Annotated in this window: 21 protein-coding genes, 1 other RNA gene and 1 pseudogene; 18 read left to right on the top strand and 5 right to left on the bottom strand. The window is 64.4% G+C overall.

The genetic code is table 11. The features are described 5' to 3' along the window. A pseudogene (locus tag ACTG4K_RS07605) lies at window positions 1-517 on the bottom strand (hypothetical protein); the annotation flags it as partial. A gap of 109 nt (window positions 518-626) precedes the next feature. Here ACTG4K_RS07605 and ACTG4K_RS07610 point away from each other — a divergent pair. The 5 genes from ACTG4K_RS07610 (at window position 627) to htpX (ending at window position 5,828) form a co-directional block, all read left to right on the top strand. Then, entirely contained in the window at window positions 627-1,565 is a 939-nt protein-coding gene (locus ACTG4K_RS07610) for a LysR substrate-binding domain-containing protein (protein WP_439113599.1), read from the top strand. A gap of 14 nt (window positions 1,566-1,579) precedes the next feature. Continuing rightward, on the top strand, window positions 1,580-2,629 hold the full coding sequence (gene pyrC / locus ACTG4K_RS07615) for a dihydroorotase (protein WP_439113600.1): 1,050 nt from the start codon (window positions 1,580-1,582) through the stop codon (window positions 2,627-2,629). Between the two features lie 13 nt (window positions 2,630-2,642). Continuing rightward, window positions 2,643-3,416 (top strand): DUF3025 domain-containing protein, encoded by a 774-nt coding sequence (locus ACTG4K_RS07620; protein WP_439113601.1) that lies wholly within the window; start codon window positions 2,643-2,645, stop codon window positions 3,414-3,416. 52 nt (window positions 3,417-3,468) lie between these two features. Continuing rightward, the gene (locus ACTG4K_RS07625) at window positions 3,469-4,854 is read left to right on the top strand and encodes a glutamine synthetase family protein (RefSeq protein ID WP_439113602.1); all 1,386 of its coding nucleotides are present in this window, start codon (window positions 3,469-3,471) and stop codon (window positions 4,852-4,854) included. Window positions 4,855-4,958: 104 nt separating this feature from the next. After that, window positions 4,959-5,828, top strand: a complete 870-nt coding sequence (htpX, locus tag ACTG4K_RS07630) for a protease HtpX (RefSeq protein ID WP_439113603.1) — start codon at window positions 4,959-4,961, stop codon at window positions 5,826-5,828. Between the two features lie 81 nt (window positions 5,829-5,909). Here the strand turns inward: htpX and ACTG4K_RS07635 are convergent, their stop codons facing one another. Next, on the bottom strand, window positions 5,910-6,662 hold the full coding sequence (locus tag ACTG4K_RS07635) for a glycine zipper 2TM domain-containing protein (protein WP_439113604.1): 753 nt from the start codon (window positions 6,660-6,662) through the stop codon (window positions 5,910-5,912). A 92-nt stretch (window positions 6,663-6,754) separates the two neighbouring features. After that, window positions 6,755-8,584 (bottom strand): NAD(P)/FAD-dependent oxidoreductase, encoded by a 1,830-nt coding sequence (locus ACTG4K_RS07640; protein WP_439113605.1) that lies wholly within the window; start codon window positions 8,582-8,584, stop codon window positions 6,755-6,757. A gap of 69 nt (window positions 8,585-8,653) precedes the next feature. On the opposite strand from ACTG4K_RS07640, the gene rnpB reads away from it, so the two are divergent. Next, an RNA gene (rnpB, locus tag ACTG4K_RS07645) (RNase P RNA component class A) lies at window positions 8,654-9,047 on the top strand. A gap of 29 nt (window positions 9,048-9,076) precedes the next feature. Here rnpB and ACTG4K_RS07650 read toward each other — a convergent pair. Together ACTG4K_RS07650 and ACTG4K_RS07655 are read right to left on the bottom strand one after the other, a co-directional pair. Beyond that, on the bottom strand, window positions 9,077-9,409 hold the full coding sequence (locus ACTG4K_RS07650) for a c-type cytochrome (RefSeq protein WP_439113606.1): 333 nt from the start codon (window positions 9,407-9,409) through the stop codon (window positions 9,077-9,079). Window positions 9,410-9,424: 15 nt separating this feature from the next. Beyond that, window positions 9,425-11,137 carry an MBL fold metallo-hydrolase gene (locus tag ACTG4K_RS07655; RefSeq protein ID WP_439113607.1) on the bottom strand — a complete coding sequence of 571 codons (1,713 nt, stop codon included), beginning with the start codon at window positions 11,135-11,137 and terminating at the stop codon, window positions 9,425-9,427. A 98-nt stretch (window positions 11,138-11,235) separates the two neighbouring features. Between ACTG4K_RS07655 and dapF the strand changes: the two genes are divergently transcribed. The 12 genes from dapF to rsmH all read left to right on the top strand — a co-directional run bounded on the left by dapF (window position 11,236) and on the right by rsmH (window position 24,051). Next, entirely contained in the window at window positions 11,236-12,111 is an 876-nt protein-coding gene (gene dapF / locus ACTG4K_RS07660; RefSeq protein WP_439113608.1) for a diaminopimelate epimerase, read from the top strand. A gap of 16 nt (window positions 12,112-12,127) precedes the next feature. Continuing rightward, window positions 12,128-12,829 (top strand): DUF484 family protein, encoded by a 702-nt coding sequence (locus tag ACTG4K_RS07665; protein ID WP_439113609.1) that lies wholly within the window; start codon window positions 12,128-12,130, stop codon window positions 12,827-12,829. Window positions 12,830-12,848: 19 nt separating this feature from the next. After that, on the top strand, window positions 12,849-13,856 hold the full coding sequence (locus ACTG4K_RS07670) for a tyrosine recombinase XerC (RefSeq protein WP_439113610.1): 1,008 nt from the start codon (window positions 12,849-12,851) through the stop codon (window positions 13,854-13,856). A 190-nt stretch (window positions 13,857-14,046) separates the two neighbouring features. Continuing rightward, complete coding sequence (locus ACTG4K_RS07675) at window positions 14,047-14,436, top strand: DsrE family protein (protein WP_439114021.1); 390 nt, start codon at window positions 14,047-14,049, stop codon at window positions 14,434-14,436. A gap of 84 nt (window positions 14,437-14,520) precedes the next feature. Beyond that, window positions 14,521-15,705, top strand: coding sequence for a class I SAM-dependent rRNA methyltransferase (locus ACTG4K_RS07680; RefSeq protein ID WP_439113611.1), 1,185 nt, complete (start codon window positions 14,521-14,523; stop codon window positions 15,703-15,705). A gap of 90 nt (window positions 15,706-15,795) precedes the next feature. Next, window positions 15,796-16,872, top strand: coding sequence for a CobW family GTP-binding protein (locus ACTG4K_RS07685; RefSeq protein ID WP_439113612.1), 1,077 nt, complete (start codon window positions 15,796-15,798; stop codon window positions 16,870-16,872). 325 nt (window positions 16,873-17,197) lie between these two features. Beyond that, entirely contained in the window at window positions 17,198-18,292 is a 1,095-nt protein-coding gene (gene dksA / locus ACTG4K_RS07690; RefSeq protein WP_439113613.1) for an RNA polymerase-binding protein DksA, read from the top strand. 43 nt (window positions 18,293-18,335) lie between these two features. Beyond that, window positions 18,336-20,174 (top strand): STAS domain-containing protein, encoded by a 1,839-nt coding sequence (locus tag ACTG4K_RS07695; RefSeq protein ID WP_439113614.1) that lies wholly within the window; start codon window positions 18,336-18,338, stop codon window positions 20,172-20,174. 156 nt (window positions 20,175-20,330) lie between these two features. Continuing rightward, window positions 20,331-20,876, top strand: coding sequence for an ATP-dependent protease subunit HslV (hslV, locus tag ACTG4K_RS07700; RefSeq protein ID WP_439113615.1), 546 nt, complete (start codon window positions 20,331-20,333; stop codon window positions 20,874-20,876). Between the two features lie 84 nt (window positions 20,877-20,960). After that, window positions 20,961-22,295: an ATP-dependent protease ATPase subunit HslU gene (gene hslU, locus ACTG4K_RS07705; protein WP_439113616.1), complete on the top strand. Its 1,335-nt coding sequence runs from the start codon at window positions 20,961-20,963 to the stop codon at window positions 22,293-22,295. A 394-nt stretch (window positions 22,296-22,689) separates the two neighbouring features. After that, window positions 22,690-23,118, top strand: coding sequence for a division/cell wall cluster transcriptional repressor MraZ (gene mraZ, locus ACTG4K_RS07710; protein ID WP_439113617.1), 429 nt, complete (start codon window positions 22,690-22,692; stop codon window positions 23,116-23,118). A 9-nt stretch (window positions 23,119-23,127) separates the two neighbouring features. Next, window positions 23,128-24,051: a 16S rRNA (cytosine(1402)-N(4))-methyltransferase RsmH gene (gene rsmH / locus ACTG4K_RS07715; RefSeq protein WP_439113618.1), complete on the top strand. Its 924-nt coding sequence runs from the start codon at window positions 23,128-23,130 to the stop codon at window positions 24,049-24,051. Window positions 24,052-24,087: the final 36 nt, after the last annotated feature.

Consider the following 24,087-nt stretch of genomic DNA (forward strand, 5'->3'; position numbering starts at 1 on the left):
CGAGCGCGTCATGAGCTACTTCCAGGACCATCGCGTCCGCTATGCAGCTTAAGACTTCACAGGGCCGCATCAATAGGATGCCCGCCACCTCGATCACCGCCACGTTCAATTTGCCGAGAAAGCCGAACCACACATACTGCGCCACGTGCGAGAGGTGGATGTCGATGTAGGCCATCTCGCCGTCGTTGATGCGCGCGCGGCAGGTCGGGTCTGACTGGTAAGGCAGGCGCATGTCCATGCCGCCCACTTTGGCGAGCGCGCCGTCGAGCTCGGGTGCGGTGGAGGCCCCGGTCCAGACGCCGATGCGAAACGGCTGGCCCGCATCGTGGTGGGCCTGAATGTGCCGCGCCAGCGCGAGCGGAATGGCTTTGGGGTAACCGGCGCCGGTGAAGCCGCTCATGCCGACGTGGTCGCCGTTTTCGATGAGGGCGGCGGCCGCCTCGGCCGACATGATTTTCTGGCGCAGCCCGGCGTGGGCGATGCGTGACGGGCCAATGGGGGGAGGGTTTTGGGTCATGCGGTTGGAAATTAGGGTTAACCCTAGTGTTGCCCCCATCGTACCGGAAGCCGGTGGGCGCAAAGCGGCAAAAAACGCCGAATTTCCCCCGCGCGCATAATCCGCGGCCATGGAAACCAAATGGCTTGAAGACTTCGTCAGCCTGGCTGAAACCCGCAGTTTCAGCCGCTCGGCCCAGCTGCGCCATGTCACCCAGCCTGCGTTCTCGCGCCGCATCCAGTCGCTGGAAGCCTGGGCCGGCACCGATCTGGTGGACCGGTCTTCGTACCCCACCCGCCTCACCCCGGCCGGGCAGACGCTGTACGACCAGTCGCTGGAAATGCTGCAAGCGCTGCAAAGTACCCGCGCCATGCTGCGCGCCCACACCGCAGCCGCGCAAGACGTGATCGAGTTCGCCGTGCCGCACACGCTGGCGTTCACGTTTTTTCCGTCTTGGCTCTCGGGGCTGCGCGAAGCCTGCGGCCCCATCAAAAGCCGGTTGATCGCCCTCAACGTGCACGACGCCGTGATGCGCCTGGTGGAGGGCAGTTGTGATCTGCTCATCGCCTACCACCACATGGCCCAGCCCATTCAGCTGGACGCTGAACGCTATGAAATGCTGCCGCTGGGCCGCGAGCAGCTGTCGCCTTACGTGAAGCCCAACGAACACGGTGGGCCGCTGTATGCGCTGCCAGGTACCGTCGGCCAGCCGCTGCCTTACCTGGCCTATGCCCCGGGCGCCTACCTGGGCCGTGCGGTGGACCAGATCCTCAAACAAAGCGCCAAGCCCCTGCACCTGGACCGCATTTACGAAACCGACATGGCCGAAGGCCTCAAGGCCATGGCCCTGGAAGGGCACGGCGTGGCGTTTTTGCCGGCCAGCGCGGTGCGCAAAGACGTGCGCGCCAAAAAGCTGGTGCCTGCGGGTGGCGCATTTGAAACCACGCTCGACATCCGCATCTACCGCGAGCGCCCTTCGGCCCGCAAAGCCAAAGGCCCGGTGGAAAAATTCTGGTCTGATCTGCAAAACCACCTGGACGCCGCGTCGGCACCACCCGCCACGCGCTGAGCGAAAATAACGCCATGAGCACCAAGGCCCCCCTGAACCACATCACCATCACCCGCCCGGACGACTGGCACCTGCACGTGCGCGACGGCGACGCCCTGCGCACTGTGGTGCCGCACACCGCCGCCCAGTTTGGCCGCGCCATCATCATGCCCAACCTGCGCCCGCCGGTGACCACCGCCGCCCAGGCCGTGGCCTACGCCGAGCGCATCCGCGCCGCCGTGCCCGAGGGCGTGAGCTTTGAGCCGCTCATGACGCTCTACCTGACCGACAACCTGCCTGCCGACGAAATGGCCCGTGCCAAAGACGCTGGCGTGGTGGCGGCCAAGCTGTACCCGGCCGGCGCCACCACCAACAGCGATGCGGGCGTGACCGACATTCGCAAAACGTACAAAACGCTGGAAGCCATGCAGCGCGCCGGCATGTTGCTGCTGGTGCATGGCGAAGTCACCAGCCCCGACATCGATCTGTTCGACCGCGAAGCCGTGTTCATTGACCAGCAGATGATCCCGCTGCGCCGCGACTTCCCCGAACTCAAAGTGGTGTTTGAACACATCACCACGAAAGAAGCTGCGCAGTATGTGAGCGAAGCCGGGCCGTTCACCGCCGCCACACTCACCGCCCACCACCTGCTCTACAACCGCAACGCCATCTTCACCGGTGGCATTCGCCCGCACTATTACTGCCTGCCGGTCTTGAAGCGCGAAACCCACCGTCAGGCCCTGCTGGCCGCTGCCACCAGCGGCAGCGACCGCTTCTTTCTGGGCACCGACAGCGCCCCGCACCCGGCCCACCTGAAAGAGCACGCCAGCGGCTGCGCCGGTTGCTACACCGCCCACGCCGCCATTGAGATGTACGCCGAAGCGTTTGACTCGGTGGGCGCACTGGACAAGCTCGAAGCCTTCGCCAGCTTCCACGGTCCGGCGTTCTACAACCTGCCGCGCAACACCGGCACCATCACCCTCAAGCGCGAAAGCTGGACGCCACCCGAAAGCTTTGCCTTCGGCGAAGCCGAGCTCAAGCCCCTGCGTTCGGGCGAAGCGCTGCCCTGGAAGCTGGTGGCCTGAGATCCGACGCCGGATGGGCGCGCCCAGCGTGGATGCGACGGACTGGCCTGCGCCAAACTGGCCACAGCCCTGGTACGCGCCCTTCTGCGCTGACGGTGCGGCCGTGCGCCAGGCCTGCGAAGCCGGTGTGCCGCTGCCACAGGCGCTGACCCACCGCGCCGTGCAAGGCCCGCGCTTCATTCCCCAGGCCGAGTTGCCCGCTGGCGTGGCCTACGAAGCCCACATTTACGACACCGGTACCGTGCCCACCCGCGAAGGCCTGCACGACTTTTTCAACGGCTTGTGCTGGATGCGCTTTCCCCTCACCAAGCGGCGGCTGAACCAGTTGCAGGCGACTGAAATTGCCGCTGCCGGTGTGGGCCAAGTGCGGGGCCCGGTGCGCGATGGTTTGACGCTGTTTGACGAAAACGCCGCGTTGCTGCAAGCCCCTGATGCCCTGTGGGATGCGTTGGTGGCCCGCGACTGGACGCGCCTCTTTGTGGAGCTTCGACCGCTCTGGGCCCAGGCACGGCTGGTGCTGTTTGGCCACGCCTTGCTGGAAAAGCTGGTGGTGCCCTACAAGTCCATCACCGCCCACGTGGTGCGCGAGCCGGTGCCGCTGGCGCTGGGCGACGACCTGGCGGCTTGGGACGGCTGGCTGGCCGGGCGCCTGAGCGCTGCCGAGCTGGCCACCAAGCCCTTCACCCCGTTGCCGGTGCTGGGCGTGCCGGGCTGGTGCCCGGCCAACGAAGACCCCACCTACTATGCCGACGCCGGGGTGTTTCGCCCCAAACGCGTGGTGGCTTGACCCCCGCTGCGCCAAGGCCCTGGCGCTCACCGATTGTTTCGCAGGACACACCATGAATTTGCCCGTTTCGCCCTCGTGGGCCCACCTGAACCTCTCGCAAAGCGCCGACAGCGCCCAGCTCGCTGCGCATTTCAAGGCCAGCGGCGTGCGCGATGTGGAGTGCCTGTTTGCCGACGTGACGGGCTACCCGCGCGGCAAGCTCATGCCGGCGGCCAGCTTCGCGGCGGGCAGCGAACTGCGTATCTGCCAGGCCATTCCCATGCAGTGTGTGACCGGTGAATACAGCTACGACCCGATTTTTCCCGACAGCGACCCCGATGTGCGCCTGGTGCCCGACCTGGCCACGCTGAAGCCCGCGCCTTGGGCCAGCGTGGCGCGCTATGTGGCGGTGCACGACTGCGTGGAAATGGACGGCAGCCTGTGTGACTTTGCGCCCCGCTCGGTGCTGAAGCAGGTGGTGGCGCGCTACCAGGCGCTTGGGCTGCAGCCGGTGGTGGCGCCCGAAATCGAGTTTTACCTGACCGCCGCCATGACCGACCCGGCCCAGCCGCTGACCGCCCCTCAGGGCCGCGGTGGGCGGCCTGAGGTTGGCCAGTCGGCCTTCAGCATGAACGCTCTGAACGAGCTGGCACCGTTTTGGGACGCGTTTCACGCCGCCATCGACACGCTGGGCATCCGCACCGACACCTGGCTGCACGAAGTGGGCCCCAGCCAGTACGAGATCAACCTGCTGCACGGCGACCCGGTTGCCGTTGCCGACCAGGCTTTTTTGTTCAAGACCGCAGCGCGTGAAATCGCCTTGCAGCACGGGCTCAACGCGGTCTTCATGGCCAAACCCTTGGCGGGTGAGGCGGGCAGCTCCATGCACTTGCACCAGAGCGTGGTGGACGCGCAGGGGCGCAATGTGTTCAGCCAGGCCGACGGCTCGGCCAGCGAGGCGTTTTTGCACTACATCGGAGGCTTGCAGGCTTACACGCCCGACCTGATGCTGATCTATGCGCCCACCGTCAACAGCTACCGCCGCTATGTGGCTGGCAGCCAGGCGCCCACCAACGTGCAGTGGGGCTACGACAACCGAACTGCGGGCTTGCGCGTGCCCGTGAGTGCACCCGCAGCGCGGCGGGTGGAAAACCGCCTGGCCGGCGCCGACGCCAACCCCTACCTGGCCATGGCCGCCACGCTGGCCTCCGGGCTCGCCGGCATGCAAGAACGCCTGCAGCCCACCGCACCGGTGCAGGGCAACGGCTACCACCAGGCGCGCGGCTTGCCGTCCACGTTTTCCACCGCCCACGACCAGATGGCACACAGCGCGCATGCGCCCCGTTTGCTGGGTGCGCGCTTCGTGCAGGCTTATCTGGCCGTCAAAGGGCTGGAGCACCAGAGCTACCTGGCCGAGGTGAGCGCCTGGGAGCGGCGTTTTTTGTTGCCTCAGGTGTGAACCGACGCGGGGTTTGCGGGTCATAAAACTGGCCAGTGCGCGCTTGAAAAAGCAGCCCTGATCCCCACTATCATTCGGTCAGTTTTTCTTTCTTCGGAGATTTCATGAAACGCATCCTGTTGTTTGTCTTGACCAACTTCGCCGTCATGGCGGTGTTGCTGGTCACCACCCGCATTCTGGGCGTGGACCGTTTTCTCACAGCCAACGGGCTGAACATGACGGCATTGGCCGGCTTCTCCTTGGTCATCGGCTTTGGTGGCGCCATCATTTCGCTGCTGATCAGCAAGCCCATGGCCAAGTTCAGCACGGGTGCCCGGCTGATCAACCAGCCGCAGACTGCCGACGAAGCCTGGATCGTGCAGACGGTGCAGAAGTTTGCTGAAAAGGCCGGTATCGGCATGCCCGAAGTGGCCATTTTTGAGGGCGCGCCCAACGCATTTGCCACCGGCGCCTTCAAAAACTCGGCCCTGGTGGCCGTGTCCACCGGCCTGCTGCAAAACATGACCAAGGAAGAGGTTGAGGCCGTGATCGGTCACGAAGTCGCCCACATTGCCAACGGCGACATGGTCACCATGACCCTCATTCAGGGCGTGATGAACACCTTTGTGGTGTTCCTGAGCCGTGTCATTGGCTACGCCGTGGACAGCTTCCTGCGCAAGGGGGACAGCCAGAGCAGCGGCCCCGGCATTGGCTACATGGTGACCACCATCGTCATGGACATCGTGCTGGGCTTCGTCGCCGCCATCATCGTGGCCTGGTTCAGCCGCCAGCGCGAATTCCGCGCCGACGCGGGCGCTGCCAACCTCATGGGCCGCAAGCAACCCATGATCAACGCGCTGGCCCGCCTGGGTGGCCTCACCCCCGGTGAGTTGCCCAAGACCATGCAGGCGCTGGGCATTGCCGGTGGGCTGGGCAAGCTGTTCAGCACCCACCCGCCGATTGAAGAGCGCATTGCCGCACTGCAGAAGTCTTGATTGCTGTGCTGCTTGCGGCACTCCCCAAAAAAGAAGCGACCCGAGGGTCGCTTCTTTTTTGCCAACGGGTTTCAACGGGCTTCAGCGCCAGTTGCGCTCCCAGCGGTCTTCCTGCCGGTCGCGCCGGTGTTCCTGGCGCTCGTACCGGTCTTTTCGGTCGTGACGCGGATGCATCTGCTGCACAGGCGCCTGCCGGTAGCCGTTGATATAAACCACTTGGGGCGCCACCGAGTAGGCGGGGTAAAACTGCGTGCCCACCACCACGCGGCTCACCACCGGTGCGGCCGGCTGGTAATGCACCTGGGGCTGCGGTGCGTAGCGGGCAGGGGGCGGCGGGGGCAGGTTGTCCACCGGCGTCACGCTCAGGCGCACAAAGCGGCCAGGGTCCTGCGGCATCTGGGTGGTGTATTGGCGGCCGGCGTATTCGTACACCACGTTGTAGGCCACAGTGCGGTTTTCGTAAAAGGTTTGCGTGCTGCATTGCTGCACCGTCTGGGTGCGCGCCTGGCCGCCGCCTTCGATACGGTCACCCACCATGGCGCCACCAATCAGGCCGATCATGGTGGCCAGAGCCCGGCCGCTGCCGTCGCCCACGGCATTGCCCATGGCGCCGCCGGCAATACCGCCCACGATGGCGCCGGCGCCCGACTTTTGGCCCGGCACGGTCACCACCTGTTCCTGGCACACCTGGCGGGGCACCGCTATGGGTTGCACCACGGCGGTACTGCTGATCACGCGGCCTTGTTCGTCTTGGGCATGGACTGCACCAACTGAAGCCAGCGCCAGCAAGCCGGCCATCACGGGAAGCAACACGGGTTTGTTCATGGTTGTCATGGAAAAAGCTCCTGAGATGAGGAGCCTCCAGCATGCCGGGGCTGTGTCAAGCGCTGATGGCCGGTTTGTAAAGTTGGGTATCGGGGCGTCGCTCAGGCAGGCAGCCCCAGCGCATCGCGCGCCAGGGCCTCGGCCACTTTCAGACCGTCCACCCCGGCCGACAAAATGCCGCCCGCGTAACCCGCGCCTTCGCCCGCTGGGTACAGGCCGCGCGTGTTCAGGCTCTGGAAGTCGGGCCCGCGGGTGATGCGCAGCGGCGCCGAGGTGCGTGTTTCAACCCCGGTCAGCACCGCATCCTTCATGTCGTAGCCCTTGATCTTGCGGCCAAACACCGGAATGGCTTCGCGCATGGCTTCAATGGCGTAGGCGGGCAGGGCGGGGGCCAGGTCGCCCAGCTTGACACCCGGCTGGTAAGACGGCTCCACCGTGCCCAGCGCTGTGGACGGCTGTTGCGCCACAAAATCGCCCACCAGCTGGCCGGGAGCCTCGTAGGTGCCGCCACCCAGTGCGTAGGCGCGTGCTTCCAGCTCGCGCTGCAGCACGATGCCGGCCAGCGGGTGCGTCTGGCCCTGCGCGGCCAATGCCTGGGCTTCGCTGGCGTAGCGCGCTCCGTCGGTGTCGCCAAAGGCCGCGGTCCACAGCGGGGTGTCTTGCGGGAAGGTCTGAGGAAAGTCGGCAGGCTCAATGCCCACCACCATGCCCGCGTTGGCATTGCGTTCGTTGCGCGAATACTGGCTCATGCCGTTGGTGACCACCCGGCCCGGCTCGGAGGTGGCGGCCACCACCATGCCGCCGGGGCACATGCAAAAGCTGTAAACCGCGCGCCCGTTTTTGGCGTGGTGTACCAGCTTGTAGTCGGCCGCGCCCAGCAGCGGGTGGCCGGCATGGCGGCCCCACCGGGCACGGTCGATCACGCTTTGCGGGTGCTCGATACGAAAGCCCACCGAAAACGGCTTGGCTTCCAGGAACACGCCGGCGTCATGCAGCAGCGCAAACGTGTCGCGCGAGCTGTGACCCAGCGCCAGCACCACACGGCGTGCGGGCAGCGTCATGGTGTTGCCGGTGTCCAACTGTCGCACCTGCAGGCCGGTGACCTGGTGGCCCCCAGCGTCAGCGGGAGCGAGTTGAAGCCCGCACACCTGGCGCTGAAAGCGGATTTCACCGCCCAGGGCAATGATTTTTTCGCGCATGGCTTCCACCACCTTCACCAGCTTGAAGGTGCCAATGTGCGGGTGCGCCATGTACAGAATTTCGGGCGGCGCACCCGCTTCCACAAACTCGTGCATGACCTTGCGGCCCAGAAAACGCGGGTCTTTGATCTGGCTGTAGAGCTTGCCGTCGGAAAACAGGCCGGCACCGCCCTCGCCGTATTGCACATTGCTATCGGGGTTCAACACGTGTTTGCGCCACAGCCCCCAGGTGTCTTTGGTGCGCTGGCGCACCGGTTTGCCGCGCTCCAGCACGATGGGTTTCAGCCCCATCTGCGCCAGCGCCAGCGCGGTGAACAGGCCGCAGGGGCCCAGGCCCACCACCACCGGGCGGTCCGCTTCGTCGGCGGGCCAGTGCGCCGGCGCGTGGCCAGGTGGGTGCCAGGCCATGTCGGGTGTGGCCTGTATGTGCGGGTGGCCGCTGTGCTGCGCCAGCAGGGCGGTTTCTTGCGCAGCGTTGGCCAGCGTCAGGTCCACGATGTACACCGCCAGCAAGTCGGCCTTGCGGGCGTCAAAGCTGCGCTTGAACACGTGCAGCGTGGCCACCTCGTCTGGCGCAACGCCCAGCGCGGCGGCGGCGAGCCGGGTCAGCGCTGCAATGGGGTGCGGCGGCGGTGTGCGGTCTTCGTCGGTTTCACTGGGTGCATCGGCGGCCCGGCGGTGTTCGGCCGGCACGTCGGCCAGCGGCAATTTGAGTTCGGCGATTCGGATCATGGTGTCTTGGGCTTGTGGTTATCAAGCAGTTTGCGGCCCGGCGCCGCCAGGTAGCGATAATAGCGGGGTGAAGCGCGCTAGGCCGTCGCTGGTGCAGCCTCGAAAGAGGGCCCGAAAGGGAGCACTGGAGGAACGTCCGGACTGCACAGGACAGCGTAGGAGGTAACACCTCTCCACCGACAAGCCAGCCAGGGCAACCTGGGTGGCCCTAAGGTGAGGATCAGAGCAACAGAGACGAGCCGATTCAGTTCGGGTGAAACGGGCAATCTCTACGCGCAGCAATACCAAATAGGCCAACCTGAAGCGCCCCAGTTCGCTGGGACGTGAATCCTCGTGGTTCCGCGAGGCGTGTTGGCGGGTAGGTAGCACCGAGCCGGGTGGGCGACCCCCGGCCCAGAGGAATGACGGTCACGTTTGGGGCAACCCAGACGCACAAAATCCGGCGTATCGGCGCGCTTCACACTTTCTTCAAAACCCATGCGGCCGGCGCGTTCAGTGCCCGCCTTCCACCAGCCAACGTACAAAACATTCGGCGTCTTCGGCGCTCAGACGCTGATGCGCCGCCACGCCGCCAAAAAGGTGGTGTTCGCGCAGGTGGTTCGACAAGCGCTGGATCTGGTCATCTTGCCCCCGGTATTTTGCGTAGCCAGCGGCCAGCTGAGCGATGGTGGGCGCGTTGCCGCGCGGCGGTGTGCCATGGCAAGACAGGCAACCTCTGTCGAGTGCCAGGTTCATGCTGGCTTCTGCGGCCGGGGCGATGAGTGCCAGGGCCAGCCCCCAGCCCAGCCACCAGCGCGGGCGTTCGGGGTGTGTCTTGGCCATCATCGGTTTCGCGCGGGTTCAGAGGTTGAATCCGCCCAGGCTCTGCAGCCGCTCCACATGGGCCAGCATGGAGCGCTTGGCCACCGGCCACAGGCGTTCGGGCACATCGTCGTAGGCCAGTTTCACCCAGTCATCGAGCGTGCCGTGGGGCAGGCTGGTCATGGCGCGTCCCACCTTGGCCTCGCGGGCCAGCCGGTGTGCTTTCAGGTGGGTGATGGCGGCTTTGGCGCCGCCCTCAGCGGGGGCAGACGGGTTGTCGGCGCTGCGGCGCAGGTCGCCCAGCACATAACCATGGGCCGGCAAGATGAAGTCGATGTGGTGCGTGTCACACAGCGCGGCCAGGGTGTCCAGCGAGTCGAGGTAGGCGCCCATGTTGCCGTCGGGCGGATCAATCACGGTGGTGCTGCCGTTCAAGATGTGGTCGCCGCTGAACAGCAGGCCGTCTTCTTCCAGCACCAGGCAGAGGTGGTTGGCGGCGTGGCCGGGTGTGTGGACCACCCGCAGGGTGTGCGAGGTTCCGTCGGGCGCTCGCAGCACCAGGCGCTCGTTGTCTGCCAGGGTACGGTCGGGGGTGAAGCGGCTGTGTTCCCGCGCCGTGATGGCGCTGGGCAGGCCCAGGATGGGCGGTTTTTCGTGGCCTGCGGCGGTGCACAGCGCTTGCAGGCGCGGCGCGCCGGGCGAGTGGTCCGGGTGGGAATGGGTGCAGACGATGGCGCGAATGTCGCCACCCGCGGCGCGCCACAGGCGTTCGAGGTGTTCAGGCTCGTCCGGCCCGGGGTCGATCACCGTGTGGCCCGTGGCCGGGTCGCCCACCACGTAGCTGTTGGTGCCCGGGCCGGTCATGAACCCGGGGTTGGGCGCGGTGAGGCGCTGCACGTTCTTCAGCAGCGCCACAGGGCGCTGGTGCTGCCAGTCCAGGCTGTGCACGATCTGGCCGTCGGGGCTGACCAGGGCCAGCTCGCCAAAGGGCGCTTCGTGTTCCATGTGGCGCGACTCGGTGCCGCCCAGCAGGCCCGCACGTGGGCAGCTGGTGAACAGCGGCTCGTCATTGACGGCGCAGGCGCCCAGCAAGGCCTGCACGCTGGGGTAGGTCTGCAGCCGCTCCAGCGTGCGGATGGTCGGGAAAATGATGAAAAAACTGCCTGCCGCGTGGCGCGCCAGCGCGTCGGCCGGGCGCACCCACAGCGGTTCAAACTGTTCTGATTCGTCGGCCACCGGCTCCTGGCCTTCGGGCATGCGGGCCACCAGAAAGGGCACGTCGAAGCGGCGTGGCAGGTCGCGGTCGGTGATCCAGTGGGCGAGCACAAACACCTCAGCGCCGTCCAGGGTGAGTGCGTTGGCGTCGCACAGCTGGGCAAATGGCATTTTGCGGTCGAGCGCGGCGATGTCCGCCGTGCCCAAGTGCGAGCCGTCAGGCCGGCGGGCCAGCAAAACGCCCAGCTCTTCAAAGCTTTCGCGTATGGCGGCAATGGCCTGCGTCAGGTGCAGGTCGCTCTGTGTGGCGCGGCGGGTGGACTGGCCGTGCGCCAGCGCGTCGGCGGCGTCGATGCCACCGCCCGGGAACACGTAGGCACCGGGCGCAAAGCTCGCCGTCATGGATCGGCGCGTCATGAGCACTTCAATGCCGGGCTGGGCCGGGTCGTTGCTGTCGCGCAGCAGCAGCACGGTGGCGGCGGGCCGCAGCGCAGCAGGCGTGCGGGGCGTGTGTAGGAGCTGGGTAGGTCTGACCATGCGCCCATTGTGAAGGATGCGCCGATGCCTCTTCTGTCCCCGTTCTGCCAGCTGGCAGAGCCAGCGGCGTTTCGTGGTGGCAGGGCGATAATCCGGCCATGCACATCCGATTCACCAAGATGCAGGGCGCGGGCAACGACTTCGTCGTGCTCGACGAGACCCGTGGCCGCCTGGGCCTGAGCACGGCCCAGTACCGCTGGCTGGCCGACCGGCACTTTGGCGTGGGCGCCGACCAGATCCTGAGCGTGCGGCCCTCGCCAGCGCCAGGGCTCGACTTTGAATACGTGATCCACAACGCTGATGGCGGCGAGGTGGAGCACTGCGGCAACGGTGCGCGCTGCTTCGTGCGCTACGTGCACGAAAAAGCGCTGAGCACGCAGAACCCGCTGCGGGTCAAGGTGCAGCACGGCGAGCTGGAGCTGCGCATGAACCCCGATGGCCGCGTGACCGTGGACATGGGTGCGCCGGTGTTTGACCTGGACCGGGTGCCCTTCAACGGCCAAGGGCTGACGGCACAGCCCCTGGCGGGCTTTGACCGCTGGCCGCTGGCGCTGCCTGGTGGTGGCGAAGCGCTGGTGTCGGTACTGTCCATGGGCAATCCGCACGCCGTGCTGCTGGTGGACAACGTGGACACCGCACCGGTGCTGTTGCAGGGCCCGCTGATTGAACGGCACGAGCGCTTTCCGCGTCGCGTGAACGCCGGCTTTCTGCAAATCGTGAACCGCAGCCAGGTGCGCCTGCGGGTGTACGAGCGCGGCGCGGGTGAAACCCTGGCCTGCGGCACCGGCGCCTGCGCGGCCGTGGTGGCGGGTATTCGGCTGGGGCTGCTGGACGCCCGCGTTGACGTGCACACCCACGGCGGCGTGCTCACCATTGAATGGCACGACAGCCCGGCGCACGATGGCGCGGTGTTGATGACTGGCCCGGCCACCACCGTTTTTGAGGGCGAGATCGACGTGCCCGACCTGCCCTAACCCCAACACACCGCACATGAACCACGAACCTATTTCCCCGATCACCGAAGACGACATTGCCAATTACCTGGCCAATACGCCCGACTTCTTCGAGCGCCACGCCAGTTTGCTGGCGGCGGTGCAGCTGACCAGCCCGCACGGCCAGCGGGCGGTGAGCCTGCAGGAACGCCAGGCCGGCATGTTGCGCGAAAAAATTCGCGGGCTCGAACTCAAGGCCGCTGACATGATTCGCCACGGGCAGGAAAACACCGCCATTGCCGACAAGCTGCAACGCTGGACCCGCGAGCTCTTGCGCGCCCGTGAGGCCCGCGAGTTGCCTGCGGTGGCGGCGCGGGAAATTGCCGCCCAGTTTCTGGTGCCCCAAGTGGCCATCAAGGTTTGGGGCGTGTCGCCCGAGCACGCGGGCGAGCCTTTTGCCCAAGGCGCCAGCGACGACGTGATGGCGTTTGCCTCTTCACTCACCCGGCCCTATTGCGGCACCAACCCGGGCCTGGAAGCGGCCCGCTGGCTGGACGACCCCAGCACGGCAGCTTCGCTGGCCCTGATCCCGCTGCGTGCGGGTGCCGCGCCCCAGGCGTTTGGCCTGCTGGTGCTGGCCTCGGGTGACGCCCAGCGTTTTGCGTCCGACATGGGCACCGATTTCCTGGAGCGCATTGGCGAACTCACCAGCGCGGCCATGTCCCGCCTGCGCCCTCTGGTGCCCGCATCGGTGGTCTGAGCCTGAGCGCCGTTCGACCATGACCGACACGGCGACTTCGTTGCAAACGGCACCCGACGCAGCCCTGGTGCAGGCCTATCTGACCCACGTGCGGGTGGAAAAGCGGCTGGCCGAGCGCACCGTGGCGCTCTACACCCTGGACCTGGAAAAACTCGTGGCCTACGCCACCGAGGCCGGGCTGCCCTTGCGTTCGGTGTACAACCCGCACATCCGCCGCTGGGTGGCACACATGCACAGCGGCGGACGCAGCGCCCGTGGCATTGCACTCATTTTGTCGGGTTGGCGTGGCCTGTATGTGTGGCTGGGCCGCCAGGGCCTGATGGACCACAACCCGGTGCAAGACGTGCGGGCACCCAAGGCCGGCAAGCCGCTGCCCAAAGCGCTGGGCGTGGACGAGTCGGTGCAGCTGGCTTCTTACACACACGAAGCCGACGACCCGATGCTGGAGGCCCGCGACCACTGCATCACCGAGCTGCTGTACGGCTGCGGCCTGCGCATTGGCGAGCTGGTGGGACTGGACGTGGTGGCCAGCGCCCAGGCACGCGGCTGGATCGACGCGGAAGCCGGCGAGGCCCATGTGCTGGGCAAGGGCGCCAAGCGCCGCAGCGTGCCAGTAGGCCGGGCCGCGCTGGCCGCGCTGGCCGCCTGGCTCGCGGTTCGGCACGCATGGCCGCAGGCTGACCCGGCGCTGTTCATCAGCGCGCGCGGCCAGCGTCTCACGCCACAGCACATCCGGGTGCGCCTGAAACGCCGTTCGCTGCTGGCTGGCCTGGTCACGCCGGTGCACCCCCACATGCTGCGCCACTCGTTTGCCAGCCACGTGCTGCAGTCCAGTGGCGACCTGCGCGCCGTGCAAGAGCTGCTGGGCCACGCCAGCATCAGCACCACGCAGGTCTACACCCGCCTGGACTTTCAACACCTGGCGCAGGTGTACGACGCTGCCCACCCGCGAGCGTTGGCACGTGGCACACCGCCTGTTGTGCCCGCCACAGCCGAGCCTGCCAAGCCGTCCACCCGGCGCCGCTGAGCAACCCCGCTTGCCGCTGGGGCGTGGAGTCAGGGATCGGTACATTTCGGGTAATCCCTGTAGCATTTCAGGGTGCTTGTCTGACAATCAATCCGTCCATAAGCAATCGCTTCTAAATTTTCTCAATCACCCGGAGACATCCATGTTCAAAATTCTCGCTACCTTCAAGGCCCTTGTGTTTGCCGCCGTCATGGCCACTTCGGTGCAAGCCCAGGCCGCTGACGAAGCCATCAAGGTCGTCTACCACATGAGCGAAGGCATTCCTCAGGCCTCACGCGGTCTCAACAACATCCGCAACCACTTGGCTGCTGACCCCAAGGCCAAAATCGTGGTCGTGACCCATGGTCTGGGCATCGACTTTTTGCTGCAGGGCGCCACCAACCAGATGGAGCAGCCGTTTGCCGGTGCCATCGCCGACTTGGCCAACAAAGGCGTTGAGTTCCGCGTTTGCAACAACACCTTGGTCTCGCGCAAGATCGACGCCAGCAAGCTGGTGATGGAGGCGTCGGTGGTGCCTGCTGGTGTGCACGAAGTGGCCAAATTGCAGGCCCGTGAAGGTTTCGTTTACCTGCGTCCCTGAGCGTTCTTCGCGTCAACCCAACAGGCCGGGCATTGCTCGGCCTTTTGTTTTTTTGCGCGCCGCTCAAGCCCGACAATACCGGTCATGAAAACCATACGACTCAAGCCCGGCAAAGACCGTTCCTTGCTGCGCCGCCACCCCTGGGTGTTCGACGGCGCCATTGCCAAAGGTGGGGCAGATGCGGGCGAAACCGTGCGCGTGGAGAGCCATGAAGGGCAGTTTCTGGCCTGGGGCGCTTACTCCCCGACTTCGCGCATCCGCGTGCGGGTCTGGAGCTTTGACGAAACGCAGCGCATCGACGCCGCCTTTTTGCGTACCCTGCTGGCCCGAGCCCTCGCACTGCGCATCCGTTTGGGCATCGACAGCGACGGCGTGCGGCTGGTGCATGGCGAGTCAGATGGCCTGCCCGGCCTGATCGTCGACCGATACGGCGACACCCTGGTGGCTCAGTTCACCGCCTGCGGCGTGGAGCGCTGGAAGAACGAGCTCGCCGACGCGCTGATCGCACTCAGCGGCTGCCCCCGCCTGTATGAGCGCTCAGACACCAGTTCGCGCAAGCTCGAAGGCCTGGCCGAAGCCACCGGTTGGCTGCGCGGCAGTGGCGACACCGCGCTGACGCTGAAAGAACACGGCTGGAGCCTGGGGCTGGACATTGCCCACGGCCACAAAACCGGCTACTACCTGGACCAGCGCGACAGCCGCCAGGTATGTCACGACTACGCCAAGCGGCTGGGTTTTGCCCAGGTGCTCAACTGCTTCAGCTACACCGGCGGCTTCACCGTGGCGGCCCTGGCCGGCGGTGCCGGGCACGTTACGTCGATCGACTCGTCGGGCCCCGCGCTGCAGCAGGCAGCAGCCAACGTGGCACTCAATGGGTTTGGCGCCTCGCGCGTCACCTTTCTGGATGCCGACGTCAACGCCTCGTTGCGTCAGTTCATTAGCGAGGGGCGCCAGTTCGACGCCATCGTGCTCGACCCGCCCAAGCTCGCCCCCACCGCCGCGCACGCCGAGCGTGCCGCCCGGGCCTACAAAGACATCAACCGCCTGGCTTTCAAACTGCTCAACCCGGGTGGCGTGCTGTTCACGTTTTCCTGCTCAGGGGGCATTGGCGTGGAGCTGTTTCACAAAATCGTGGCTTCGGCTGGGCTGGACGCCGGTGTGGACGGCGCCATCCTGCAGCGCCTGGGCGGTGCTTGCGACCACCCCATGACGGTGAACTTCCCTGAAGGCGAGTACCTGAAGGGCCTGGTCGTCATGAAAAGCCGCTGATTTGATCCACCGCAGGCAGACGGCGGGTGGGTCGAATACACTCCCCGGCTGTTGCCTTCCCGTCACCCTGTTGAACGAGCACCGATCACCATGTCCCTGATTCCCGCCACCATTCTCACCGGCTTCCTGGGTTCGGGGAAAACCACGCTGCTCAAGCGCGTGCTGAGCGAGGCCCACGGCCAGAAAATTGCGGTGATTGAAAACGAGTTCGGTGAAGAAAACATCGACAACGAGATCCTGGTGGCCGACACCACCGAAAACATCATCCAGATGAGCAACGGCTGCATCTGCTGCACCATTCGCGACGACTTGCGCGCCACGCTGCAAGACCTGGCCGAAAAAAAGCGCAAAGGCGAGTTGGATTTCGAGCGCGTGGTGATCGAGACCACCGGCCTGGCCGACCCCGGCCCGGTGGCGCAGACCTTCTTTATGGACGACGAGGTGGCCGAGCAGTATCTGCTGGACTCGATCCTGACGCTGGTGGACGCCAAACATGCAGCCAGCCAACTCAACGAGCGCCAGGAAGCCCGGCGCCAGGTGGGCTTTGCTGACCAAATTTTCATCAGCAAGGCCGATCTGGTGGACGCGGGCGAGCTCGAAGCGCTGACGCACCGCCTAAAGCACATGAACCCGCGCGCGCCCATGCGCCCGGTGCATTTTGGCGAGGTGTCGTTGAAAGAAGTGTTTGATTTGCGCGGCTTCAACCTGAACGCCAAGCTCGATATCGACCCCGACTTTCTGAAGGCCGATGACCACGGTCACGCGCACGACCATGCGCACGAAGACCACGACCACGAACACGGTGAGCACTGCAACCACCCGTCGCACCAGCACGGTCATGAAGGTCACGGTCACCACCACCACCACGACGATGACGTAAAAAGCTTCGTCTACCGGGCCACCCGGCCGTTCAACCCCGCCAAGCTGGAAGACTTTCTGGGCGCCATCGTTCAGGTTTACGGTCCGCGCATGCTGCGTTACAAAGGCGTGCTGGACATGGAAGGCACCGACCGCAAGGTTATTTTCCAGGGCGTGCACCAACTCATGGGCAGCGACCTTGGGCCACCATGGGGCGAAGGCGAGACCCGCGTGAGCAAAATGGTGTTCATCGGCATCGACCTGCCGCGCGACATCCTGGTCCAGGGCCTGGACCAGTCGCTGGTCTGAAGACCGCGTGGCATGACGGCTCCATCAACAAGGTCTGATCGTGCTCTTTGTCTCCCTTCTCCAACGCCTTGGCTTTCTGTCGGGCACGATTTCGCAGCCTTCGGCCGTACCCTCGTTACAATCGCGGCCCAAGTCGGTCGCCCAAGGCTCCACCAGACCCGCCGCTCACCGAGCAGGCGGTAGCCCTCTGGGGCCTGACCGCAACGGGGGTATAACAACCAATAAGCCGATTTCACCGGCTCAACGTGAGGCGCAGCGGACCCCGGTTCGTCGCATCGACCGGCCCCAAGACCCCGCATCGTCAGGTACTGAGAGGAGACCCGTTGTGAAAGCCCCGGCCACCAAGACCGCAAAACCCGGCAAATCCGCTGAAGTGGGGGCCCAAGAGCGCTCGGCCGCCGCGCCAGCCAAGGTCTCTGCTGGCAGCAAGCCAGCCGCGAAAACGCCGGCCAAAGCCGCGACCCAGCCGGCAGTCAAATCTGCACAGTCCGCCACCGCAGCCAAAAAATTGTCGGCGGCTGTCAAGTCCACTCCAACCCAACCCTCCAGCCGCACCGCTACTCCAGCGGCCTCGCCGGTCAAACCTGATAAAAAAACCGTGGCCAAATCTGCCGTGAAACCTGCGGCCAAGACCGCGGCCAAAGTGGCAGCCCAACTGCCTGCCAAGCCCGCTGCAGCCAAGCCTGCTGTTGCCAAACCGGTGAAAGCCGTAGCGCAGGTGGCTGAAAAGCCAGTGATCAAAACCACACCCAAGCCATCTGCCAAAGCAGCCCGCTCCGCGCCTGCGCCGGTCATTGTTGAGCCCACACCAAGGCCACTTGGCAAGCGTGCCGCCAAAAAGGTGATGATGGAGCAGATGACGCAGGCGGCGGTGGTTCCCACCCACGCTCCCGATGCCGCCAAGGCGACTTTTTCCACCATGAACGAACGTGCCGTAATGACCCCTCCCGTGCCATCCTCCATCCAGAAAGATCCCACGCGGGCCAACAACTGGAAGACCCTGTCGATCGAGCAGCTCAACGACCAAGACGTGCAGGCGATGCCCGACAGCGAGTACATGAGCGATTTGCAACTGGCTTACTTCCGCCGCAAGCTCTCGCAGCTCAAGGCCGATATGCTGGCCAATGCCGGCGAAACCACAGAACACCTGCGCGAAGACACCGTGGTGGTGCCCGACCCGGCCGACCGCGCGACCATTGAAGAAGAGCACGCCCTGGAGCTGCGCACCCGCGACCGCGAGCGCAAGCTGCTGAAGAAGATCGAGCAGGCCATTGCCCGCATCGATGCCGGCGACTATGGTTACTGCGAAGAAACCGGCGAAGCCATTGGCGTGGGCCGTCTGATGGCGCGACCCACGGCAAGCCTGTCGCTCGAAGCCCAGCAGCGCCGCGAGCTCAAGCAAAAAATGTTTGGCGATTGAGATTCAACCTTCCGTTCACGCTTCTACCCAGCTCTGACGCTCCATGTCCAAGGACGAATCCAACGGCGGCTTCCTGTCCAAGGTGGTGAAGTTCGTGCGCCATCCGACCACCAGCTGGTCGGACCTGGACGCGCGTGCGGCCGACCGTGAGAGCGAGTACAGCAAGGCAGCGCTCAAGGAAATGATCGAGCGCAAGCGGCGCAACGATTTTGTGCGCAAGCGCGAATTCGATTTGTTGCGAAAAGTACGCAGCCGGGAAGCTTCCGGCGAAGAGGGGCATGGCGTACGGCCGTCGTTTTTCCAGAGCAGCCTGCCGTCCAAGCCGGACGACCGTGCCATGACGCTCAAGAAGATTGACGAGATCGAAGCCCAGATGTCGATGCAATGGTGGAAGACCAAGGGCCCAGACTCGTTGGTGACCGGCTCCAGCCTGAGCAGTGGCGCGCATTCGACGGGCGGTACGCCGCTGAGCCGCAAGGCCGAAATGGCTGATCGCAGCACCCAGCCAAACCCACAGGAAAAACGGCGCGTCCAGCAATACAAAGAGACGGAGGCAAGTCCGCTGGCCTTTGATGAGACGGTCGCCAGTGCACCTGTTGCTGCGCCATCGGCGGTTCGAACGTCTTTGCCGGTGTCCAAGAAAATCGAACCCATGGACCAGACGGCGACGGTGCCTGCATCGCCGTGGGCCCGCACCGGTTTGATGGCGCCGACAGCCCATGCTGAGCTCAACAGCGCCCATTCGGTTTTCTCGGCTTCCCATTTCTTTGCCCTTGATGTGCAGGAAGTGGCACAAGATCCGGAAGTGGAAGAGGCAGCCATCCGGTTTGCCAATGGCGACGACACGGGCGCCGAGCAGGGTTTGTTGGAAGCGATTGGCGAGGGGGGCAACCGCACCCATGAGCAAGAAGACTGGTTGGCCTTGTTCGATCTGTACCGCGCCACGGGGCAGCTGGCGCCCTTCGAGAGCTACGCGGTGGACTTCGTCAACCGCTTCAACCGATCGGCGCCGCAGTGGTCTGACATGCCCGAGATGGTTTCCAGTCTGAGCGGCAAGAGCTTCAAACCGTCGTCTGGGCCCAACCGTGCGGTCTGGGTGTGTGAGCCCGTGGTCGACGCGCACGCGGTGGGGACGCTTCAAAACGTGTTGCTCCGCGCCAGCCAGCCGTGGGCCTTGGACTGGTCGCCGGTCGAGTCGATCGACGTCAAGGCGGCCCGGGCCTTGTTGGGTATTTTTACGCTGTGGGGCGACCAGGATGTGGAGCTGCGTTTCTGCGGCACCAGTGAGTTGCGCGACTTGCTCAAGAAGCTCACACCTTCGGGGCGGCGCGATGTGGAGCAGCTCTGGTGGGAGCTGCGCATGGCTGCTTTACGCGTCATGAACCGGCCGGACGAGTTTGAACTCACCGCACTCGATTTTTGCGTCACCTACGAAGTGTCTCCCCCCGGCTGGGAGCGGCCCCGCTGTCATTTCCAGTCGGTGTCGACCGACTATTCGGCTGAAGTCGACCAATCGCGGCTGGGTGAGGTCGTGTTGGAACAGGTGCCTTCTACTTATCCAGGCGACTCGGTCATGGATGGGCAAGCGTCCGAGTTCAGCCACCTCGGACTGGTCGAGCTTTCGGGCGAAATCCGTGGCGACCCTCAAGACACCTTGGCCGCACTGGCGCACCGTTTGAAGGGGGCTGACGTGTTCATCATTTCCTGCCGCAACCTGATTCGTGTGGACTTTTCGGCTGCGGGTACCTTGCTGAACTGGGTGTCGGCCTACCACGCCGAAGGGCGCATGGTGCAGTTTGTGGATGCGCACCGGCTGGTATCTGCGTTTTTCCACGTGATCGGCATCACCGAATACGCCAAAGTGGTGCTGCGCAACGACTGAACCAGGACACTGCGGCCCGCATTGCCACCATCGGCGTGGAAGCCCTGTCAGTCTGGGAGTGCCGCTTGTTCGGTGCTCTGGGTTCGCACCGAGTCGCTCAGGTTGGGCTTGTGCCGAGCTTGAGATTCATCCGATCACCTCCATTTACCTGCTCTTATGGAATCATTTCACGGAACTACCATCGTTTGCGTGCGCCGCGAGACGCCCGACGGTGTCCAGGTCGCCATTGGCGGCGATGGCCAGGTCACCTTGGGCCACATCGTGGTCAAGGGAACGGCGCGCAAGGTGCGCAAGCTGCACCACGACAAGGTGCTGGCTGGGTTTGCCGGTGCCACTGCCGATGCTTTCACGCTGTTTGAGCGCTTCGAGGCCAAGCTGGAAAAGCACCAGGGGCACTTGGTGCGGGCGGCCATTGAGCTGACCCGCGACTGGCGCACCGACCGCGTGCTGCGCCGCCTGGAAGCCATGCTCGCCGTGGCCGACCACAGCGCCGCCTTGATCATCACCGGTAACGGCGATGTGCTGGAGCCCGAGCATGGTGTGGTGGCTATCGGGTCTGGCGGCGCCTACGCGCAGGCGGCGGCACGGGCCTTGACGCAGCACACCACACTGAGCGCCGAAGACGTGGTGCGCCAGTCGCTCCAGATTGCGGGCGAGATCTGCATCTACACCAACATGAACCACACCATTGAAGTGCTCTGACGTTTTCAGGTGTCCGTTGCTGCGTGTTCAACGCGGCGCGGCGCCTCGCTGCCGGCAAACTTCAATGCTTAACGATTGACGCGCATGTCTTCCATGACCCCCCAGGAAATCGTCTCCGAACTCGACCGTTTCATCATTGGCCAAACCGGTGCCAAGCGTGCTGTGGCCATTGCGCTGCGTAACCGCTGGCGCCGCCAGCAGGTGGACGAGAAGTTGCGGCCTGAAATCACCCCCAAAAATATCTTGATGATCGGCCCCACCGGTGTGGGCAAGACGGAAATTGCACGCCGCTTGGCCAAGCTGGCCGATGCGCCTTTCATCAAGGTCGAAGCCACCAAATTCACCGAGGTTGGGTATGTCGGCAAGGACGTGGACTCCATCATCCGGGACCTCGCCGATATCGCGATCAAGCAAACCCGCGAGGTGGAGCTGCGCAAGCAGCGCGTGCGCGCGGAAGACGCGGCCGAAGAGCGCATTCTGGATATTTTGATTCCACCGCCGCGCACTGCAGGCAGCGAGCCGGCCTTGGCACCCACGCCCGAGAGCACCGCCCGCCAGGCGTTTCGCAAGAAACTGCGCGAAGGCGAGCTGAACGATCGTGAGATCGAGATTGATTTGATTGAAGCGCGCCCTGCCATGGAAATCATGGGCCCGGCCGGCATGGAAGAGATGGCCGAGCAGTTGCGCGGCATGTTCAGCCAGATGGGGCAGGACAAGCGCCGCAAGCGCAAACTCAAAATAGGTGAGGCCTTGCCTTTTCTGATCGAGGAAGAAGCCGGGAAGTTGGTCAACGAAGAAGAGATCAAGACCCGTGCGTTGCAAAATGCCGAGCAAAACGGCATCGTCTTCATCGACGAGATCGACAAGGTCACCTCGCGCAGCGATTCGGGCAGCGCCGAGGTGTCGCGCCAGGGTGTGCAGCGCGACCTGTTGCCGCTGGTGGAGGGCACCACGGTAACCACCAAGTACGGCATGATCAAGACCGATCACATCCTGTTCATCGCCAGCGGCGCGTTTCACCTGGCCAAGCCGAGCGATCTGATCCCTGAGTTGCAGGGCCGCTTTCCGATTCGTGTGGAGCTGCAGTCGCTGGCGGTGGACGACTTTGAAGCGATTCTGACGCAGACCCACGCCTCCTTGGTGCGCCAATACCAGGCGCTGCTGGCCACCGAGGGCGTCACGCTGCATTTCACGCCCGAGGGCATTCGGCAGCTGGCCCAGATTGCCTGCGACGTGAATGAACGCACCGAAAACATTGGCGCACGCCGCCTGGCCACGGTGATGGAGCATTTGCTGGACGAGGTCAGTTTTGACGCGACGCGCCTGCAGGGCCAGACGATCACGATCGACGCGCCCTACGTGGACGGTCGCCTGGCGGCCCTCAGCCGCAACGAAGACCTGTCGCGCTACATCTTGTGATGTGAGTGTTTTGGTCTGTGCGGTGGTTTGCGCTCTCTGAAACAGATAGCGCGAACCACCGCACCAGCAGCTTGCGAGGCACAAGCGCACCGGCTGCAAAGCAAGCTTCTGCGTCAACGGTCCTGCCGTTGGCTGCACCACACAGCTTCCACAGGGCGCATCCACGCTGCCCCAACCCCATGTGTAACAGGGTTTTCAAGCATCACATGCAGTGCATGTTGTAAGTGCTTGCTTTTGCTGTATTTTTAAGCTTTCGATTGCTTCAAAATGTTTGCTAAGTGGTTGATTTCATTGAAAAAATATGTCGCCAACAGGTTGCGCTGTCGCCTTTTCCTGATAAAGTGGAAATAAGTGCAATTAAGTGGTGAAAAGTGTTTTTTTAGGATCTGCTGCGGTGTTTCAGGGTGCTTCTTCTCTCAGTCTTGATGTCAAAGGTCGGCTCTCGGTGCCGACCAGGCACCGTGACGTCTTGAGCGCCACCGCTGCCAGCCAGCTGACCATCACCAAGCACCCACACGGTTGCCTCATGGTGTTCCCCCGCAACGAGTGGGAGAAATTTCGTGACCGCATCGCTGCCTTGCCGATGCAGGCGCAGTGGTGGAAGCGCATTTTTCTGGGCAACGCGATGGACGTCGAAATGGACGGTTCGGGTCGCGTGCTGGTTTCGCCGGAGTTGCGTGCTGCTGCGGGTATCAACAAAGACGCCATTTTGCTGGGTATGGGTGCCTATTTCGAGCTTTGGGATGCGCAGGCCTATGCTGCGCAGGAGGCCGAAGCGATGAAGGCCGACATGCCCGATGTCTTCAAAGATTTCTCTTTCTGAAGGACCTTGGTGCAAGGCGATCTGATTCATCACACCGTTCTGTTGAACGAAGCCGTTGAGGCTTTGGCGATCAACCCGGATGGTCACTATGTGGACGCCACGTTTGGGCGGGGAGGGCACTCGCGCCTCATCCTGCAGCACTTGTCGCCGCTCGGGCGCCTGACGGCGTTCGATAAGGACCCGCAGGCCGTAGCGGCTGCGCAAGAACTGGCGGCCAGCGATGGCCGTTTTTCCATCCGGCACCAGGGGTTTTGCCACCTGGGTGAGCTGGGGCTCGCGAGTGCCGATGGCGTGTTGATGGATCTGGGTGTGAGTTCCCCTCAGATTGACGACCCCGAGCGGGGTTTTTCTTTTCGTCACGATGGTCCTCTGGACATGCGCATGGACACCACGCGCGGCCAGAGCGTGGCTCAGTGGCTGGAAACGGCCGATATTTCCACCCTGTCGGAGGTCATTCGTGACTATGGCGAAGAACGGTTTGCTCAACAGATTGCAAAGGCGATTGATCGTCGCCGACAGGAACGGGGCCCTTTTCGAACCACCCGTGAGTTGGCCGAAGTCGTGGCTGGCGCGGTCAAAACCCGCGAGCCGGGCAAGGACCCTGCAACGCGCACATTTCAGGCTTTTCGGATTTTCATCAATGCCGAGCTTGAGGAGCTGCAACAAGCGCTAGAGGCCAGCCTGCAGGTGCTGCGCCCCCATGGCCAGCTGGTGGTGATCAGTTTCCATTCGCTGGAAGACCGCATCGTCAAGCAGTTCATGGCCGGACATTCGCGCACGGTGGTGGACCGCCGCATCCCGTTTGCCGAGCCGGCGCCTATGCGCCTGCGCGGCGTGCGCCGCGTCAAGCCTTCAGAGAGCGAAGTCAAGGCCAATCCGCGTTCGCGCAGCGCGGTGATGCGGGTGGCCGAGCGCTCCGAGGTGGCGGCATGAAGACAGCCCAGAGCGGTCCCGATCGCGCAGCGCCTG

It is taken from the genome of Hydrogenophaga sp. (assembly GCF_965657535.1).
GTDB lineage: Bacteria > Pseudomonadota > Gammaproteobacteria > Burkholderiales > Burkholderiaceae_C > Hydrogenophaga.